The organism is Streptococcus sp. HMSC065E03 (assembly GCF_001815045.1).
In the GTDB taxonomy this organism is placed as follows: Bacteria; Bacillota; Bacilli; order Lactobacillales; family Streptococcaceae; genus Streptococcus; species Streptococcus parasanguinis_AD.
In genome coordinates this window covers 1-16517 of record NZ_KV818852.1, presented here as the reverse complement: position 1 = coordinate 16517, position 16517 = coordinate 1, and the positions used below count along the sequence as shown (strand labels likewise).

General features: G+C 41.9%; 20 protein-coding genes. 13 read left to right on the top strand and 7 right to left on the bottom strand.

The window, feature by feature from the left end:
• The 4 genes from zwf to HMPREF3002_RS11190 form a co-directional block, all read right to left on the bottom strand.
• The gene (gene zwf, locus HMPREF3002_RS04765; RefSeq protein WP_023918710.1) at positions 1-1467 is read right to left on the bottom strand and encodes a glucose-6-phosphate dehydrogenase; all 1467 of its coding nucleotides are present in this window, start codon (positions 1465-1467) and stop codon (positions 1-3) included.
• Between the two features lie 193 nt (positions 1468-1660).
• Positions 1661-2476 (bottom strand): TIGR03943 family putative permease subunit, encoded by an 816-nt coding sequence (locus HMPREF3002_RS04760; RefSeq protein WP_070665427.1) that lies wholly within the window; start codon positions 2474-2476, stop codon positions 1661-1663.
• Positions 2473-3378 carry a permease gene (locus tag HMPREF3002_RS04755; RefSeq protein ID WP_070665426.1) on the bottom strand — a complete coding sequence of 302 codons (906 nt, stop codon included), beginning with the start codon at positions 3376-3378 and terminating at the stop codon, positions 2473-2475. Before HMPREF3002_RS04755 ends, HMPREF3002_RS04760 begins: the two co-directional genes overlap by 4 nt.
• Complete coding sequence (locus tag HMPREF3002_RS11190; RefSeq protein WP_003005705.1) at positions 3378-3527, bottom strand: SPJ_0845 family protein; 150 nt, start codon at positions 3525-3527, stop codon at positions 3378-3380. Before HMPREF3002_RS11190 ends, HMPREF3002_RS04755 begins: the two co-directional genes overlap by 1 nt.
• Positions 3528-3674: 147 nt before the next feature.
• Between HMPREF3002_RS11190 and HMPREF3002_RS04750 the strand changes: the two genes are divergently transcribed.
• The 8 genes from HMPREF3002_RS04750 (at position 3675) to HMPREF3002_RS04710 (ending at position 9757) form a co-directional block, all read left to right on the top strand.
• Entirely contained in the window at positions 3675-5831 is a 2157-nt protein-coding gene (locus tag HMPREF3002_RS04750) for a Tex family protein (protein ID WP_371106570.1), read from the top strand.
• Positions 5818-6273, top strand: a complete 456-nt coding sequence (locus HMPREF3002_RS04745) for a SprT family protein (protein ID WP_023918700.1) — start codon at positions 5818-5820, stop codon at positions 6271-6273. The genes HMPREF3002_RS04750 and HMPREF3002_RS04745 overlap by 14 nt, the downstream gene beginning before the upstream one ends.
• 74 nt (positions 6274-6347) lie before the next feature.
• Positions 6348-6626, top strand: coding sequence for a PspC domain-containing protein (locus HMPREF3002_RS04740; protein WP_049475151.1), 279 nt, complete (start codon positions 6348-6350; stop codon positions 6624-6626).
• Between the two features lie 12 nt (positions 6627-6638).
• On the top strand, positions 6639-7013 hold the full coding sequence (locus HMPREF3002_RS04735; protein ID WP_070665424.1) for a hypothetical protein: 375 nt from the start codon (positions 6639-6641) through the stop codon (positions 7011-7013).
• 172 nt (positions 7014-7185) lie between these two features.
• Positions 7186-8118, top strand: a complete 933-nt coding sequence (gene hprK, locus HMPREF3002_RS04725; protein ID WP_021153591.1) for an HPr(Ser) kinase/phosphatase — start codon at positions 7186-7188, stop codon at positions 8116-8118.
• Entirely contained in the window at positions 8115-8897 is a 783-nt protein-coding gene (gene lgt, locus HMPREF3002_RS04720) for a prolipoprotein diacylglyceryl transferase (RefSeq protein WP_021153590.1), read from the top strand. Before hprK ends, lgt begins: the two co-directional genes overlap by 4 nt.
• Before the next feature lie 3 nt (positions 8898-8900).
• Positions 8901-9284 (top strand): DUF948 domain-containing protein, encoded by a 384-nt coding sequence (locus HMPREF3002_RS04715; protein ID WP_013903891.1) that lies wholly within the window; start codon positions 8901-8903, stop codon positions 9282-9284.
• 14 nt (positions 9285-9298) lie between these two features.
• On the top strand, positions 9299-9757 hold the full coding sequence (locus HMPREF3002_RS04710) for a YtxH domain-containing protein (protein ID WP_023918695.1): 459 nt from the start codon (positions 9299-9301) through the stop codon (positions 9755-9757).
• Between the two features lie 370 nt (positions 9758-10127).
• Here the strand turns inward: HMPREF3002_RS04710 and HMPREF3002_RS04705 are convergent, their stop codons facing one another.
• Positions 10128-10421 carry a DUF3270 family protein gene (locus HMPREF3002_RS04705; protein WP_003013511.1) on the bottom strand — a complete coding sequence of 98 codons (294 nt, stop codon included), beginning with the start codon at positions 10419-10421 and terminating at the stop codon, positions 10128-10130.
• 129 nt (positions 10422-10550) lie between these two features.
• Here HMPREF3002_RS04705 and HMPREF3002_RS04700 point away from each other — a divergent pair, with 129 nt between their 5' ends.
• The gene (locus HMPREF3002_RS04700; protein ID WP_003015582.1) at positions 10551-11480 is read left to right on the top strand and encodes a peptidase U32 family protein; all 930 of its coding nucleotides are present in this window, start codon (positions 10551-10553) and stop codon (positions 11478-11480) included.
• Between the two features lie 94 nt (positions 11481-11574).
• Complete coding sequence (locus HMPREF3002_RS04695; protein WP_023918693.1) at positions 11575-12861, top strand: peptidase U32 family protein; 1287 nt, start codon at positions 11575-11577, stop codon at positions 12859-12861.
• A 15-nt stretch (positions 12862-12876) separates the two neighbouring features.
• Here HMPREF3002_RS04695 and HMPREF3002_RS04690 read toward each other — a convergent pair whose 3' ends face one another.
• Positions 12877-13209, bottom strand: a complete 333-nt coding sequence (locus tag HMPREF3002_RS04690; protein WP_013903885.1) for a hypothetical protein — start codon at positions 13207-13209, stop codon at positions 12877-12879.
• A 90-nt stretch (positions 13210-13299) separates the two neighbouring features.
• Here HMPREF3002_RS04690 and HMPREF3002_RS04685 point away from each other — a divergent pair, with 90 nt between their 5' ends.
• The 3 genes from HMPREF3002_RS04685 to HMPREF3002_RS04675 all read left to right on the top strand — a co-directional run bounded on the left by HMPREF3002_RS04685 (position 13300) and on the right by HMPREF3002_RS04675 (position 15559).
• Positions 13300-13512, top strand: coding sequence for a YdbC family protein (locus tag HMPREF3002_RS04685; RefSeq protein WP_003002541.1), 213 nt, complete (start codon positions 13300-13302; stop codon positions 13510-13512).
• Positions 13513-13672: 160 nt separating this feature from the next.
• Positions 13673-14815, top strand: coding sequence for a 5-methyltetrahydropteroyltriglutamate--homocysteine S-methyltransferase (locus HMPREF3002_RS04680; protein WP_049482785.1), 1143 nt, complete (start codon positions 13673-13675; stop codon positions 14813-14815).
• A 12-nt stretch (positions 14816-14827) separates the two neighbouring features.
• Positions 14828-15559 carry a cyclase family protein gene (locus HMPREF3002_RS04675; RefSeq protein ID WP_013903883.1) on the top strand — a complete coding sequence of 244 codons (732 nt, stop codon included), beginning with the start codon at positions 14828-14830 and terminating at the stop codon, positions 15557-15559.
• 492 nt (positions 15560-16051) lie between these two features.
• Here HMPREF3002_RS04675 and HMPREF3002_RS04670 read toward each other — a convergent pair.
• Positions 16052-16517 (bottom strand): LPXTG cell wall anchor domain-containing protein (locus tag HMPREF3002_RS04670; RefSeq protein ID WP_141754491.1); only part of this gene is annotated, 466 nt, incomplete at its 5' end.

The window sequence follows — 16517 nt, the reverse complement described above, 5'->3', positions numbered from 1 at the left end:
TTAATTCTTAGGTTCAGGTTTCCAAACCCATTCGGCTCCGTATTCTGCAAGGAGATCATCGGATGCAGTTGGTCCCATGGATCCAGACTTGTATTCATAGAGCGGTGCTCCATTTTCGGCCCATAGTTTTTCAATCCGGTCAATCAATTGCCATGAAGCACGGACTTCGTGCCAGTGGCTGTAATTGGTTGAGTCATTGTTCAAAACGTCGAAAATTAATTTTTCATAAGGCTCTGGTGAAGCCCCAGTTGCAGTCGCATCTGTTTCATAATCAAAGGAAATTGGTGCGATGCTGAATTTTTCTCCGACCTCTTTTCCGTTGATGCTCAATGAGAAACCTTCATTTGGTTGGATATAAATTGTCAAGACATTTGGTTGCAAGCTATGTCCAAAGATGGAGTCGGTTTGCTTGAAGACCACATTGACCATGGTTCCTTTTTGCGTCAAGCGTTTTCCGGTACGGAAGAAGAAAGGCACACCGCGGAAGCGATCGCTATCAACAAAGAACGTACCAGAAGCATAGGTCTCCGTAGTAGATTCAGGGTCGACATTGGGCTCACTGCGATAAGAGATATCTTTTTTCCCTTTGATCGTACCTGAATGGTATTGACCACGGATAAAGAATTTCTTCAATTCGTCATCTGTTGGATTGTGCAATTGCTCAAATACTTTTACTTTTTCAGCCCGAATCGCATCCTTGGTAAAGGTAGCTGGTTTATCCATGGCAAGCAAAGACAAAAGCTGAAGGGTATGGTTTTGCACCATATCTCGAAGGGCCCCCGAGTGATCATAGTAGCCACCGCGTTCTTCAACTCCTAAGCGTTCAGCGAAGGTAATTTGGATATTGTCAATAAAATCTCGATTCCAAAGATTATCAAAAATAAGATTTCCAAAACGAATGGCAAAGATATTTTGGATCATTTCTTTTCCAAGGTAATGGTCGATACGGAAGATTTGTTCTTCATCAAAGGTTTCTTCCAATTCCTTGTTGAGCTGACTAGCCGTTTCTAGGTCTGTACCGAAAGGTTTTTCAACGATCAAGCGCTCAAAACCTTGTCCATCCACAATGCCTTCTGATTTGAGGTGTTTAGCAATGGTTCCAAAAAATTGAGGAGCCATGGACAAGAAGAAGACCTTGTTGTGTTCCGTTTGGTATTTTTCATCCAAGCTATTTTGCAATTCGCGCAGGGCGATGTAATGTTCGGTATCATTAACATCATGACTTTGGTAGTAGAAATGACTGGCGAATTCTTGGGCTTGTTGAGGGCTATCTGCCAGGTCTGTGATGGATTCTACCACGACTGATTCAAAGTATTCCTTGCTCCATGGTCTGCGGGCTGTTCCGATAACCGCAAAGTTTTCAGATAGATTTCCTGATTTATAGAGTCTAAAAAGGGATGGATAGAGTTTGCGCTTGGCTAAATCTCCACTGGCCCCGAAAATGGTTACAATAACTTTTGAAGACATTTAAGTACCTATTTCCTATTTTATTAACCATATTTTACCATAAAATCCACAAGATTTCTTTGATGGAATCGTTGTTCCGAATATTTTCCGCTTGGATTAGAGGATTTGAGAGGAAAGCATAGAAAAAGCTAGAACGAAGGAGCGTTCTAGCTTTCATGGGGTTAAGGCCTATCGAAGGAACTTAGTCTATTCATTAAAATACGCGGTAGACATAAGGATTATCTGGTTGTGTAATGGTTTGACAATCCGTCACGTGGAGGACAGGCAAGCTTTGCTTGAGCTGTTTGTGGTATTCAATGGATAAGGTTCCTTTTGCATGGATCCAGGTATTGTTTTCAAAATGTTGAGGGGCACCGGTTGTTAAAAGACCGTAAACACCCGAGTCTGCGATACAGTGGATGATCCCAAAGCGAAAGAGAAATTGACTTTCTTTGTTATTAGGGTCATTGTAAACAAAACCGGTCAACTCAATGGTCTTTCCTGCAAATTGGTCAGGATAATCATAAATCACTTCCATGACTTCCATGTAATTCTCAGTGGTCACCTGGATCACTTTTTTATCAACATATTTCTTTGCAGCCTGCTTCATTTCTGATTCATAGGCTGACTTGGTAAAATAGCTACTAGTATCCGGTTTGAGATACTGGGTTGTTGTCCCTTCGTCCTGCTGGATTTCCTTGGAAGATCCAGCCGCAACCGGGAAGTGGTAGCCTTTGGCAGAAACCGTTTGGGAATCTAGTGTCACTGTAGGGAAAAATAGCCCGACAAACAAAGGAATACAGAGCAAGAAGATACTCGCCACTTTTGCCCAGAAGCTAGAGAGATGACTGTGGATCTTCATCTGCTTGACCCAGATGATCAGCTGCACAAGAGCTAAAACAAAGGACAAGAACATGGAAATATAAGCCAAGTAAGAATAGTGTAAGTTGATGTATTGATTGAGCTTACCAGATAATTGCAGGTACATGGTGAGCTCAAAATAGCCAGCTAATATCAAGAAACGAATCATAGCACCACCCCCACAAACCAAGCATAAAGGAGCACAACCCCACTCACAATTCCGATAAATTGCCAGATAAAACGGGTCTTGAGATAATTTTTCATCATGAGGAGATTTTTGACATCAAGCATAGGCCCAATCACCAGAAAGGCAAGAACAGGCGCTACTCCAAAACTCGTCAGAAGAGAGGATCCAACAAAGGCGTCCGCCTCACTACAAAGTGAGAGGAGAAAGGACAAGACCATGAGAAGGAGAATAGCAATAACTGGTGTCGCACTGATTGAAGTGAGGATCCGTGTTGGGACATAGACTTGGACGAGGCTGGCAAAGAGACAACCAAATACCAGGTAACGTCCCGTGTCAAAGAATTCATCAATCGCCTGCACCAAGACTTGAAAGAGCTTTTGACCTTTGCTCAAGCCCCTAAAATCATGTTCATGTACAGCCTTACGATGTTCTTTTTGGATCGAATCTGTCTGAATAAAACCAAGAAAGATCCCTAGCACCGTTGCGACCAGTAGGGAACCAAGGGCGCGGTAGAGGGCCATCTTGACAGAATTCCCAAAAGCTGAGTAGGTCGCAAAGAGAACGATGGGATTGATGACCGGTGCTGTCACCAAAAAGGGAACAGCAGTATAACTTGGGACTTTCTTTTCTAGAAAGCGATTGATAATGGGAACAATCCCACATTCACAGGAAGGAAAGATAAAGCCGATAAAGGTCCCAAAGAAGATCCGCCCAAATTTATTCTTGGGAAGAAAGCGGTAGACCCTCTCGGGGGTGATATAGACCTCAATAATCCCTGAAACGATACTTCCGATTAGGACAAACGGTAGGGCTTCGATAATAATCGAGAGAAAAATAGCCCCAGCCTGCAAGACGCTAGAGGGAAGGTGTTGAAAGAATGTCATTACTTAGCCTTCTTTGCTTCTTTAGTGGTAGCAGTTTCTGCCTTCTTTTTTTCTTCAGGAAATTCTACTTTCTTTTCTACATCCGGAAAACTCGCAAAATTTTCAAACATTTTATCAAGATCATCTGTTTTTGAGAATTTAATAGCCATTGTTGGGCCTCCTTTTTATTTTCTTTCATTATAACAAAAAGGAAAGAGCAAGGGGGAAATGGAGTATAAAAGGAAAGATCCATAGGGCCAAAATTATTCTATGAAAAATCCCTGAAACAGAGACCAGAACAGGCGATCTCCCCTTTGATGGTAGCAAAATATGCTATAATAGAAGTTATGGATAAATATGAAAAAATAGCCCAAGAATTGGGTGTTAGCTTAAAACAAATCGATACCGTATTGAGTCTGACCGCAGAAGGCTCAACCATTCCCTTCATTGCCCGCTATCGAAAAGATATGACGGGAAATTTAGATGAAGTAGCGATCAAGGCCATTATTGACCGGGACAAATCCTTAACGGCTCTAGCTGAACGAAAGGAAACCGTCTTTGCTAAGATTGAGGAACAAGGCAAACTGACAGAGGCGCTCAAGCAGGCTATTGAGGCTGCTGAAAAATTAGCGGATATCGAAGAGCTTTATCTCCCTTATAAGGAAAAACGGCGGACCAAGGCGACGATTGCCCGAGAAGCAGGACTTTTCCCCTTGGCACGTCTCATTTTGCAAAATAGTCCAGACTTGGAAGCAGAGGCTCGGAAATTTACCTGCGAGGCCTTCCCAACTGAAACCGCAGCATTAGCTGGTGCAGTGGATATTCTGGTAGAGGCTATTTCAGAGGATACCCAATTACGGGCCCTCACCTATCAAGAAATTCATGGGCATTCCCTCATGACGTCAACCTTGAAGGATGAAAGCTTAGATACTAAGAGAACCTTTGAAATCTATTATGATTTTTCTGAGAAGATCAAGAATATGCAAGGCTACCGGACTCTAGCTCTCAATCGTGGGGAAAAATTGGGCGTTCTCAAAGTCGGATTCGAGCACCAACTGGATCGGATCATTCGTATTTTTGAGGCTCGTTTTAAAACGAAAAATGCCTATGTCGATGAGGTTATTCAACAAGCGGTTAAGAAAAAAATCGTTCCTGCGATTGAACGTCGGATTCGGACAGAGTTGACGGAGGTGGCAGAAGACGGGGCCATTCAATTGTTCTCTGAGAATCTACGGAATCTATTGCTCATTCCTCCATTAAAAGGGCGCGTGGTCCTTGGATTTGACCCAGCCTTTCGGACTGGTGCTAAACTAGCCGTTGTCGATGAGACAGGAAAGATGCTCGCTACCCAGGTCATCTATCCAGTTGCTCCTGCAAAACCAGCTCAGATCGAGCAGGCTAAAAAGGATCTGTCCTCCTTGATCAAGGAGTTTGGCGTAGAGATTATTGCAATTGGAAATGGAACAGCTAGCCGTGAAAGTGAGGCCTTTGTCGCAGAGGTCCTCCACGACCATCCAGGAGTTCGCTATGTTATTGTCAATGAAAGCGGAGCATCTGTCTATTCAGCTAGTGAATTGGCCCGTCATGAGTTCCCAGAGCTAACCGTTGAAAAACGCTCGGCCATCTCCATTGCCCGCCGCCTGCAAGATCCGCTAGCAGAATTGGTGAAAATCGATGCCAAATCTATCGGTGTGGGTCAATACCAGCACGATGTCAATCAGAAAAAACTGACAGAAAGTTTAGATTTTGTGGTAGATACTGTCGTCAACCAAGTTGGGGTCAATATCAATACGGCTAGTCCCTCTCTCTTAGCGCATGTAGCAGGACTCAATAAAACCATCTCTGAAAATATTGTGAAATATCGGGAAGAAGAAGGAATGATTCTTTCACGAGCACAGATTAAAAAAGTGCCTCGCCTCGGCGCCAAGGCTTTCGAGCAGGCTGCTGGATTCTTACGCATTCCTGAAAGTAAAAACATCTTGGACAATACCGGCGTTCACCCTGAAAGTTACAAGGAAGTTGAAAAACTTTTTCAGCTTCTTGAAATTACCGAACTCGATGCATCCGCTCATGAAAAATTAAAAACTGTGAACATAAAGGAGATGTCTACTCAGCTGGATCTGGGCCCAGAAACCCTGAAAGATATCATTGCCGATCTCCTAAAACCAGGTCGCGATTTGCGGGATTCCTTTGATGCACCCGTGCTCCGTCAGGATGTCTTGGATATTAAAGACCTCCATATAGGCCAAAAATTAGAAGGGGTTGTGCGCAATGTGGTTGACTTTGGGGCCTTTGTCGATATTGGCATTCACGAAGATGGCTTGATTCATATCTCCCATATGAGCAAGCAGTTTATCAAGCATCCAAGCCAGGTCGTATCAGTAGGTGATTTGGTAACCGTCTGGGTGAAGAAGATTGATGTGGAACGCGAAAAAGTCAATCTCAGTTTGGTAGCTCCGAATGAATCTGACTGAGTATGTACGCCAAGTATCCCTAGAAGATTTTGGGAGAGAATTCCGCCATCAAGCAGAGTGGAATTCACGTCTTCAAACTACTGGGGGTCGTTTCTTTCCCAAAGATCGACACCTTGATTTCAACCCGAAAATATACCAAGCTTTCGGGTTAGAGGTCTTTCGTAAAATCGTCCGTCACGAGCTCTGCCATTACCATCTTTACGATCAAGGAAAAGGCTATCGCCACAAAGATCTAGACTTTAAGCAACTTCTCCAGCAAGTGGACGGTCTTCGTTTCACACCTCCTCTACCAGATAGAACTGGGCGAGTCAAGCGGATCTATCTCTATCAATGTCCCCATTGTGGCCAAGAGTATAGACGAAAGCGAAAAATCGATCTGAAGAAATATGCCTGCGGTCGCTGTCACAGCCGCCTGCAATTTCTTGAAATGAGACAAGTGTAAGAATCAGTCTTTAGGCGGATCTCTTTCCAGTTCGACTCTGCTAAAATAGGTCTAACTAGAAAGAGGAAAATCAAATGACATCATCATTTTACAAATTAAAACGACATCGCCTGGTTTCAGGTGTGCTAGCTGGCTTAGCTGATAAATTTGGTCTGAGTGTAACTCTCCTACGCTTCTTGTTTATTCTTTTTACGGTTTCTCATGCCTTTATCGGTGTGATTATCTATTTACTGTTAGATACGACCTTGCCTTATAAGGAAGAGGAGCAGGAAATTTTTGACGATGGCCCTCGACCTCGTCGAAGAAAAGAGGCCGAACCCATCCATGATCAGAATGATAGTCCATTTTTCTAAAAGGAGATTTGAGTGAAGCAGAAGTTCTATTCCCTTGCTTTTATTCTATATCTCTTCTTCAGTTTTATAGGACAGTTTTTCATTTTAAATCGTTTTTTTGGTGAAGGAGTTGGAACAGTTTTGATCGGAATGCTCCTTTTTCCACTGGGCATTTGGAATAGTCTCTTCTACCTCTTGTTTCTGCCAACAGAAATGGCTAGAAAGCCACAAATTTATCGGTTTTCGATTTTATTTCTGCCGGTTTTGTATTTGGTTTTCTCCTTGCTGGGGGGAGGACCTACCACCTTTATGCTAGGCTTGATCTCATTTCCTTCAAACGCGGTGGTTTATGCAGTCTCTACCGGAATCAAATCTATGATTAAAGATTTTTTGCAAGGCGAAGACTAGAGCATTCTTCATATGTTCCCATCATTTCCTAGAGGTTGGAGACCTTTGTCTTGGCCTCTTTTTGCTTGCCTTAAAAAGGAGTTGAAAATGGATCTTTCAAATGACACTTCAGTCTCTCGTCTGAAGAGAAAATCTGCTATAATAGAGAGAGAATTTGAAAAGGGAGAATGATATGGCAGTTACTGTTCGCGATCTACAGGAAAAGCTTCGTCTATCGGTTGTTTATGGGGATGATAAACTCTTAAGCAAGGAAATTACGACTGCGGATATTTCACGTCCAGGTCTTGAAATGACGGGCTATTTCGACTATTACACACCTGAGCGGATTCAGCTTGTAGGAATGAAAGAATGGTCCTACCTGGTGAAGATGAGCTCTCACAACCGTCATCAGGTCCTGCGCAAGATGTTCCAGCCAGAGACACCTGTCATCATTGTCGCGCGGAATTTAGAAATTCCAGAAGAAATGTTGCGTGCTGCGGAAGAGAAGCAACTAGCCATTTTAAAGAGCAATGTTGCAACGAGTCGTTTATCTGGAGAGCTTTCTAGCTATTTGGATAGTCGGCTAGCAGAACGTACGAGTGTACACGGTGTCTTGATGGATATTTATGGGATGGGTGTCTTGATTCAAGGAGATAGCGGAATCGGAAAAAGTGAGACAGGTTTGGAACTTGTCAAGCGGGGTCACCGCCTCGTAGCAGATGACCGAGTCGATATCTATGCGAGAGACGAGATGACCCTTTGGGGAGAGCCAGCTGAAATCCTACGCCACTTACTAGAGATCCGTGGTGTCGGGATTATCGATGTCATGAGTCTCTACGGTGCAAGTGCTGTCAAGGATTCTTCACAAGTCCAAATCGCCGTTTACTTGGAAAATTATGCTAAGGATCAAGTTTATGATCGTCTTGGTAATAATGCAGAAGAGTTGGAAATCGGTGGTGTGACCATTCCTCGGATCCGCATCCCTGTGAAGACTGGTCGGAACATTTCGGTCGTGATCGAAGCCGCAGCGATGAATGTTCGGGCCAAAGAAATGGGCTATGATGCTACCAAAACTTTTGAAGAACGTTTGTCCCAGTTGATTAGTCAAAATGAGGTGAAGGAATGAATCCAGTAGCCCTTCAATTAGGTCCGATCAGTATTCGTTGGTATGCGATTTGTATTGTCTCTGGCTTAATTCTAGCCGTTTATCTTTCCATGAAAGAAGCGCCCCGTAAGAAAATTGATCCAGATGATATCATTGATTTCATTTTGATCGCTTTTCCGCTTGCGATTGTGGGTGCCCGACTCTATTACGTTATTTTTGAATGGGGCTATTATAGCCAGCATCTTGGTGAGATTTTCGCCATCTGGAACGGAGGAATCGCGATTTATGGTGGCCTCTTGACAGGTGCCCTTGTCCTCTATCTATTCTCTCGTAGACGCTTGATTGAGCCAATTGATTTCTTAGATATTGCGGCCCCAAGCGTCATGATTGCACAGAGTATTGGACGCTGGGGAAACTTCTTTAACCAGGAAGCTTATGGAGCTGCTGTCAAAAGTCTCAACTACCTACCCTCTTTTATTCGAGATCAAATGTATATAGACGGCAGTTATCGTCAACCAACCTTCTTATATGAATCCAGTTGGAATCTGCTAGGATTTATCTTGATCTTGATTCTTCGTAGGAAGCCCCAATTTTTGCGACAAGGTGAGATCACAGCCTTTTACCTTATCTGGTATGGTTTTGGTCGGATGATCATCGAAGGAATGCGGACAGATAGCCTGATGTTTGCGGGCTTACGTGTTTCCCAGTGGTTGTCGATGATCCTGATTCTAGTTGGACTCGCCATCATCATCTATCAACGTCGCAAAAAAGCCCCTTATTATGTAGAAGCAAAGGAGTAATATATGTTTATTGAAATTGCCTACGGTCTCTTAGGCCTTGCCTTAGTAGCACTTGTCATTTATATGATTTTTTTCCTCTCAAAGATTGGAAAAGTTGTAGATGAGACGCAAAAAACCATCCAAGTTTTGACATCAGATGTCAATGTCACCTTGCATCAGACCAATGATCTATTGGCAAAAGTCAATGTTTTAACGGATGATTTGAATCAAAAAGTTGCAACGATTGACCCACTCTTTACAGCCGTGGCGGATCTTTCAGAGTCTGTTTCAGATTTGAATGATCAAGCCCGTCAATTGAGTGTCAAAGCTGTATCAGCTGGTGGAAAAACAGTGAAAGCCTCTATCGGATTAAAAGCGATTAAGATGGCTTCAAAATTATTTAAATAGAATCGAGGAAGAATATGGGACGTTTATCTAGTTTATTAATTGGTGTGATTTCAGGTGCTTCAGCAGCCTACTATTTATCAACAGAGCAAGGAAAGAAAGTCACTAAAAAGGTGGTGCGCTTCGTAAAAGATTATCAAGAAGATCCTCAAGAAGTACATGAATCGGTGAAACAAACTGCTAAGGATGTTTCAAAACAAGCAGCCGAAGTGATCCAACAAACCAAAGAAAAAGTTGGTTCTGGAGAAATTACGACAGGAACTGTTTTGGAATCTGTCAAAGAAAAGACGCAAGATGTGGTTGAAAAATCTCAAGAAGTCTATCACTCATTTAAGGATAAACTTCAAAAAGAAAATCTAAGTGGCAATGACTTGGTTCAATCCATTCGCAAACAAACAGAATCTGAAGACATCGTGTTAGAGTTGGATGAAAAAGATTCTGAAGAAGCAGCTGAAGAAGAAACAAAAGAAGTATAAAAAATGAGGCTCACAGAGCCTCATTTCAGATTGAAGACAAAATCATCTTAGAAACTTTCCTTAAGTGAGTACGGACGTCAGCGAACTTCAAAGAAGTTCCATGACTTAGTTTTGAACCTAAAGTTTCAAAACTCCCGAGTGCCTGAAACATAATTGTTTCAGGCACTTTTCTCACGGCGGAAAGTTTCAAAAGATCATTGAATAACTTTAACTCATAAAAAGTATTTATTCTTATAGAATTCCTAGAAAGTCTTTGAATTATCAAACAACATACCAAGTTTTTCTGAGTTACATGAAAAGTCTAACTTAATTTGACAACTTAGGAATTAATAAAATTCGAGTAAATAAAAAAATCAGGCGAACCTGATTTTTATTTTTTTCGTTTATTGTAGTAAATTCGGAACCCTTGAATACTAGCAAAGCTAGAACCAATCGCTAAAGCAAACGCAAAGAAGGTATTCATTTTTGTTGCTAAAAAGATAAAACTAAATACAACCGTCAACACACAGAAAATAGCGATATTTAAAAAATATAGCAATTCACTTAATTGAGGTGCGGGTTCAACTTCAGGAGCATAGTCCTGAATAGGGGTTTCTTGGGTTTGTTTGGTTAATTCGATATAATCGAATTCTTCTTCATAGTGTCTTAAATTTCTTACGGGCATTTTCTCTCTCCTAACAGTACTCTATTATTCTATCATGAATTCAGGTATATAAATGTTACAAAAATGTTACAAATTTTACAAAATGAATAAATTTTTCTAGAATATCGGAATTTTTGTTATAATGGTTCTATGAAAAATATTATTATTACAGCAACAGCAGAGAGTGTTGAGCAAGCGCAAGCCCTGATTGATGCAGGGGTTGACCGAATCTATGTCGGTGAAAAAGACTACGGATTACGATTGCCTCAAACTTTAAGCTATGACGAAATAAATCGAATTGCCCAACTGGTCCATGCTGCTGGCAAAGAATTGACAGTGGCTGTAAATGCACTCATGCACCAATCGATGATGGATTCAATCAAGCCTTTCTTAGATTTTCTAAAGGAAATTCAGGCTGATTATATTACTGTCGGAGATGCGGGCGTTTTTTATGTCTTGAAACGAGATGGCTATCCATTCAAAACCATCTACGATGCATCAACCATGGTCACTTCTAGCCGCCAGATCAATTTCTGGGGAAAACAAGCAGGAGCTTCTGAGGCTGTTTTGGCTCGTGAGATTCCATCTGCCGAATTATTCGTAATGGCTGAGAATCTTCAGATTCCAGCAGAAGTATTGGTTTACGGTGCTAGCATTATTCACCATTCAAAACGACCTCTTCTTCAGAACTATTACAACTTCATCAAGACAGAGGACTCTGTGACCAAAGATCGCGATCTGTTCTTAGCAGAACCAGGAGATCCAAATTCTCACTATTCGGTCTACGAAGACAAACATGGAACCCATATCTTCTCAAATAATGACTTGAATATGATGACCAAATTGTCTGAGTTGGTAGAACATGGCTTTGATCATTGGAAACTCGATGGTGTCTACTGTCCGGGTGAAAACTTTGTCAAGATTACAGAGTACTTTGTCAAGGCCCGTGATTTGATTCAAAAAGGAACATTTACACAGGATCAAGCCTATCTGTTTGATGAAGAAATCCGCAAATTGCATCCAGCCAATCGTGGTTTGGATACTGGTTTCTATGATTATGAACCAGATCGTGTAAAATAATAAAAAACTAAGGCTTCTTCGTTTGAGAGTTTTCCTTTTTCAGGGAACGAAGAGGCTATTCATTATATCGACAATCTTGTAAATTGGAGAAAACATGACAAATACAAAAAAACGTCCAGAGGTTTTGGTACCTGCTGGAACATTAGAAAAACTAAAAGTTGCCGTTAATTATGGGGCAGACGCTGTGTTCGTTGGTGGACAAGCCTATGGTTTGCGTAGTCGTGCCGGAAACTTCACCATGGATGAGCTTCGTGAAGGAATTGAATATGCTCATGCACATGGCGTAGATGTGCACGTCGCTTCTAACATGGTAACTCATGAAGGAAATGAACAAGGGGCTGGAGAATGGTTCCGTGAATTGCGGGATATGGGCCTTGACGCCGTGATCGTCTCAGATCCTGCCTTGATTGAAATCTGTGCAACTTATGCACCTGGACTCAATATTCACTTGTCTACGCAAGCTTCTGCAACCAATGTGGAGACTTTCCATTTTTGGAAAGAATATGGCTTGACCCGTGTCGTCTTGGCCCGCGAGGTATCCATGGAAGAGTTGGCAGAGATTCGTAAGCGTACCGATCTTGAAATCGAAGCCTTCGTTCATGGAGCGATGTGTATTTCCTATTCCGGACGTTGTACCCTTTCTAACCACATGTCTGACCGGGATGCTAACCGTGGTGGCTGTTCTCAATCTTGCCGTTGGAAATACGACCTGTACGACATGCCATTCGGCCAAGAACGTAAGAGTATCAAAGGACAAGTCCCAGAAGAATACTCTATGTCAGCCGTTGACATGTGTATGATCGAGAATATTCCAGACATGATTGACAATGGGGTGGATAGCTTGAAGATTGAAGGCCGAATGAAATCTGTCCATTACGTATCAACAGTGGCTAACTGTTACAAGGCTGCTTGCGATGCTTATATGGAAAGTCCAGAAGCCTTTTATGCCATCAAGGATGATTTGATCAATGAATTGTGGAAAGTCGCTCAACGTGAATTGGCAACTGGATTCTACTACCAAACACCGACTGAAAATGAACAATTGTTTGGGGCACGTCGTAAGATTCCGCAATACAAATTTGTAGGAGAAGTGGTGGACTTTGATCCATCTACCATGACTGCGACGATTCGCCAACGGAATGTCATCAATGAAGGCGACCAAGTGGAATTCTACGGACCAGGCTTCCGTCATTTTGAATGCCAGATCCAAGACTTGCATGATAAGGATGGAGTGAAGATTGATCGCGCACCAAATCCGATGGAACTTCTTACGATCACCGTTCCACAAGAAGTCAAGCCAGGAGATATGATTCGTTCTTGCCAGGAAGGTTTAATCAATCTCTACTCAAAAGATGGGGCAAGTAAAACTGTTCGAGTATAACAAAAAAAGAGAGGGTTAAACCTCTCCTTTTTGTTGGGCGATGCGAATGTTATTGGGGACCAAACTGATTTTCTGGATCTCAGAAATCCGAATAATCGTGGACATACTCTTTTTAAAATTTTTCACGATCAGTTGTCGGCGTTCTTGGTCATACTTGACAATATCGCCTGTAAAACTCTTGTTTGAAAAAATAACATGTACCCCTTGTTTTTTTCGCAATGCTTGTTGAATGATTTCAATAATTCTCTCATCTTCTAATGGGGCAGGGGTACTGACTTTTCCATTGAAAAATTCATTTGCTCGGTCTTTAACGATCTCGAGAAATTTTTTCATAGCTAAATTCTCCATAACTTGATACAATATATTATAGATAATTTCAACGATTTTGTAAATGATTTACGAATATTAGAGATGAGAAGGCAAGAAAGGAGTCGTGAAATGGCAGAATTTTCATTCCAAATCGAAGAACATTTGCTGGTCTTGTCAGAAAATGACAAGGGTTGGACCAAAGAATTGAACCGTGTGAGTTTTAATGGTGCTCCTGCTAAGTATGATATCCGGACCTGGAGTCCCGACCATACAAAGATGGGAAAAGGCATTACACTCACGAACGAAGAGTTCCAAGTCATGCTCGATGCATTTAAAAATTAAGAAAAGGGGTCCTTCAAGGACTTCTTTTTTGTTATAGTCTAAAGCTATATGGATATCAAAGATATTAGATTATCCCAAAACCTTGTTTATCAAGTGTTAGACTGCTATAATGGTTGCATTGATGAATTAATGTAAAACTTATAGGAAAGAGGGATTCATATTGACACATGCACATGCACCTTATCGCGTTGACCATGTTGGTTCATTTCTTCGTCCAGCTACTTTGGTTCAGGCTCGTGAAGATTTCGCAGCTGGAAAAATCAGTCAGGCTGACTTAACAAAAGTAGAAGATCAGGCGATTCGTGACCTCGTTGAAAAAGAAATTGCTGCTGGTCTGAAGTCAGTAACAGATGGAGAATTCCGCCGAGCTTATTGGCATTTGGATTTCTTCTGGGGCTTTGGTGGCATTGATCATGTCCAAGCTGCCCAAGGCTATCAATTCCATGATGAAACAACCAAGGCTGACTCAGCGCTTGTAGTTGGAAAAATCACAGGAGCCAATCATCCATTTGTAGAGCATTACAAGTTCTTGCGGGATCTTGTAGCAGATGTAGATGGTGTAGAGGCTAAATATACCATTCCAGCACCTGCGCAATTCTATTTTGAATTGATCCGTGATGCAGAACATGTAGAACAATTGAATACCATCTATCCTGATTTTGCGGCTGTTCGTGAAGACATCAAGCAAGCCTATCTTCAAGTGATTCAAGATTTGTATGACGCTGGACTTAGGACCCTTCAAGTAGATGACTGTACGTGGGGTGTCTTGGTAGACGATAATTTCTTGACGGCTTGGGGAGCAGCCCAAGGCAAGTCAAAAGATGAGGTTCGCCGAGAACTCGCTGATCTCTTCTTGACTTTTAACAACGATGTCTACCAACATGTTCCAGCTGGTTTAACTGTCAATACGCACGTTTGTCGTGGGAACTTCCATTCCACTTGGGCTTCATCAGGTGGTTATGCGCCGATTGCCAAAGAACTCCTTGGAGAAGAAGCGGTCAATGCTTACTTCCTTGAGTTTGACACTGATCGTGCTGGTGGTTTTGAACCACTTGCAGAAGTAACCCCTGGTAAAGGAGTGGTGTTAGGCCTTTTGACATCTAAGAGTGGTCAACTGGAGAACAAGGACGAAGTGATTGCTCGTATTAAAGAAGCAAGTCAGTATGTACCGTTGGAAAATCTTTACCTGTCTACTCAGTGTGGCTTTGCTTCGACAGAAGAAGGAAACATTTTGACAGAAGAAGACCAATGGAAAAAAATCGGTTTGATTAAGGAAATTGTCGCTGAAGTTTGGGGCGAATAAGGAGGAAGAAACATGTCAGATTTACTAAGTATTTATAAAGAATTGCAAGCTAAAAAATGGGTGGACTTGAGTCACCAAATCAATGCGGAAAGTCCACACTTCCCAGCCCTTCCTGCCTTGCAACAAGAAGACCTTTTTACATTAAAAGATGGTTTCCATGTTCAAAAATTTACAGTGGTTGGTCAATACGGAACGCATATCGATGCACCGATTCACTTTGTAGAAGGGGGTCGTTGGTTGGATGAGATTGACCTCAAAGATCTCCTCTTGCCACTTTATGTTATCGACAAGTCTAAAGAAGTTGCTGCCAATCCAAACTTTATCTTGAGTAAACAAGATATCTTAGACTTTGAGGCAGAGCATGGACAAATTGTTGAGGGTGCTTTTGTTGCCTTCCGTAGTGATTGGTCAAAACGTTGGCCAGATCAAGATGCTATGCGTAACCTAGATGAAAATGGGGTTCAACAAAGTCCAGGATGGAGCCGTGAAGCCTTGGAATTCTTGATTCATGAACGCCATGTCAAGGCTGTTGGTCATGAAACCTTTGATACCGATGCAGGTATTCCAGCAGCAGAGCATGGCTTGGTCAATGAATACTACCTCTTGGAACAAAATATCTACCAAGTTGAAGTTTTGAACCAATTGGACCAAGTTCCAGCTGTAGGTGCTTTGATTTCGATTGCTTTCCCTCACTGGGACAAGGCAACTGGTTCACCTGTCCGTGCCATTGCCATCTTACCATAAACAAAGAGAAAAGCTTGAAGACAGACGTCGCATTTGGACGTTTGTCTTTTTGTATTTTCGAAACTATTTTCGTTATCATCTGATATTCCATCTAAAAAACTGATCTAGAAAAAATAAAAAGGAATTTTCATTAATTATTTTGCCAATTTTTTGAGATGTAGACGTAACGGTGTAAGCCAAATTTTTATAGGGCTTACACAAAGAAAAGAGAGTGGGACAGAAATCGGTAATTCGTTAGAATTCGATTTCGTCGTCCCTCCTTCGCACAGTTGAGTAGGGCTGTAAAAGCTGATGAAATCAGCGTAGTAGAGCCCATCAACCACTGCGTCTTGCTCGACAATCCAAAAATAATTGAGAGGCTAGGACTTTTGTCCCAGCCTCTTTTTATCTATCAGAGAGAGCTAAAAATTTCTCTCTTTGTTAGTTGAACTATTTGTTAAGATGCATTGAAAATCTATTTCGTTAGAAAATTGACTATTTTTAATGAATAAATTATTGACGAGTCAATTTCCGTTTGATTCCAACAGCACCTGCTAAGACAAGAATTCCAGAGAAGACGAGTCCAGATGCAACAACTTCACCTGTGTTTGGAAGAAGCGATTTGCGACCTCCCCCATTGTTTCCACCATTTGAACCTGGCGCACTTGGTGTCGTTGTGGTACCAGAATGACTAGGTTTATTTGGATTTTCTGTTGTGGATGAAGAAGTCTTAGGCTCTGCAGTAGTAGTAGTTGTTGTTGTGTCTTCCTCACTACTATTGTGGTTTTCTGGTTCTTCTGGTGTTGTAGTTGGAGGAGTCTCAGGCGTAGTAGTTACAGTAGTCTTAGGCTCCTCTGTTGAAACAGTTGTAGTAGGAGTCTCAGGCGTAGTAGTTACAGTAGTCTTAGGCTCTTCTGTTGAAACAGTTGTAGCAGGAGTCTCAGGCGTAGTAGTTGTGGTAGTCGACTCTTGAGTCGTA

Coding starts and splice junctions, on each gene's coding strand:
- zwf (WP_023918710.1), bottom strand. CDS start 1,467: ATGTCTTCAAAAGTTATTGTAACCATTTTCGGGGCCAGTGGAGATTTA.
- HMPREF3002_RS04760 (WP_070665427.1), bottom strand. CDS start 2,476: ATGATTCGTTTCTTGATATTAGCTGGCTATTTTGAGCTCACCATGTAC.
- HMPREF3002_RS04755 (WP_070665426.1), bottom strand. CDS start 3,378: ATGACATTCTTTCAACACCTTCCCTCTAGCGTCTTGCAGGCTGGGGCT.
- HMPREF3002_RS11190 (WP_003005705.1), bottom strand. CDS start 3,527: ATGGCTATTAAATTCTCAAAAACAGATGATCTTGATAAAATGTTTGAA.
- HMPREF3002_RS04750 (WP_371106570.1), top strand. CDS start 3,675: ATGGTAGCAAAATATGCTATAATAGAAGTTATGGATAAATATGAAAAA.
- HMPREF3002_RS04745 (WP_023918700.1), top strand. CDS start 5,818: ATGAATCTGACTGAGTATGTACGCCAAGTATCCCTAGAAGATTTTGGG.
- HMPREF3002_RS04740 (WP_049475151.1), top strand. CDS start 6,348: ATGACATCATCATTTTACAAATTAAAACGACATCGCCTGGTTTCAGGT.
- hprK (WP_021153591.1), top strand. CDS start 7,186: ATGGCAGTTACTGTTCGCGATCTACAGGAAAAGCTTCGTCTATCGGTT.
- lgt (WP_021153590.1), top strand. CDS start 8,115: ATGAATCCAGTAGCCCTTCAATTAGGTCCGATCAGTATTCGTTGGTAT.
- HMPREF3002_RS04715 (WP_013903891.1), top strand. CDS start 8,901: ATGTTTATTGAAATTGCCTACGGTCTCTTAGGCCTTGCCTTAGTAGCA.
- HMPREF3002_RS04710 (WP_023918695.1), top strand. CDS start 9,299: ATGGGACGTTTATCTAGTTTATTAATTGGTGTGATTTCAGGTGCTTCA.
- HMPREF3002_RS04705 (WP_003013511.1), bottom strand. CDS start 10,421: ATGCCCGTAAGAAATTTAAGACACTATGAAGAAGAATTCGATTATATC.
- HMPREF3002_RS04700 (WP_003015582.1), top strand. CDS start 10,551: ATGAAAAATATTATTATTACAGCAACAGCAGAGAGTGTTGAGCAAGCG.
- HMPREF3002_RS04695 (WP_023918693.1), top strand. CDS start 11,575: ATGACAAATACAAAAAAACGTCCAGAGGTTTTGGTACCTGCTGGAACA.
- HMPREF3002_RS04690 (WP_013903885.1), bottom strand. CDS start 13,209: ATGGAGAATTTAGCTATGAAAAAATTTCTCGAGATCGTTAAAGACCGA.
- HMPREF3002_RS04685 (WP_003002541.1), top strand. CDS start 13,300: ATGGCAGAATTTTCATTCCAAATCGAAGAACATTTGCTGGTCTTGTCA.
- HMPREF3002_RS04675 (WP_013903883.1), top strand. CDS start 14,828: ATGTCAGATTTACTAAGTATTTATAAAGAATTGCAAGCTAAAAAATGG.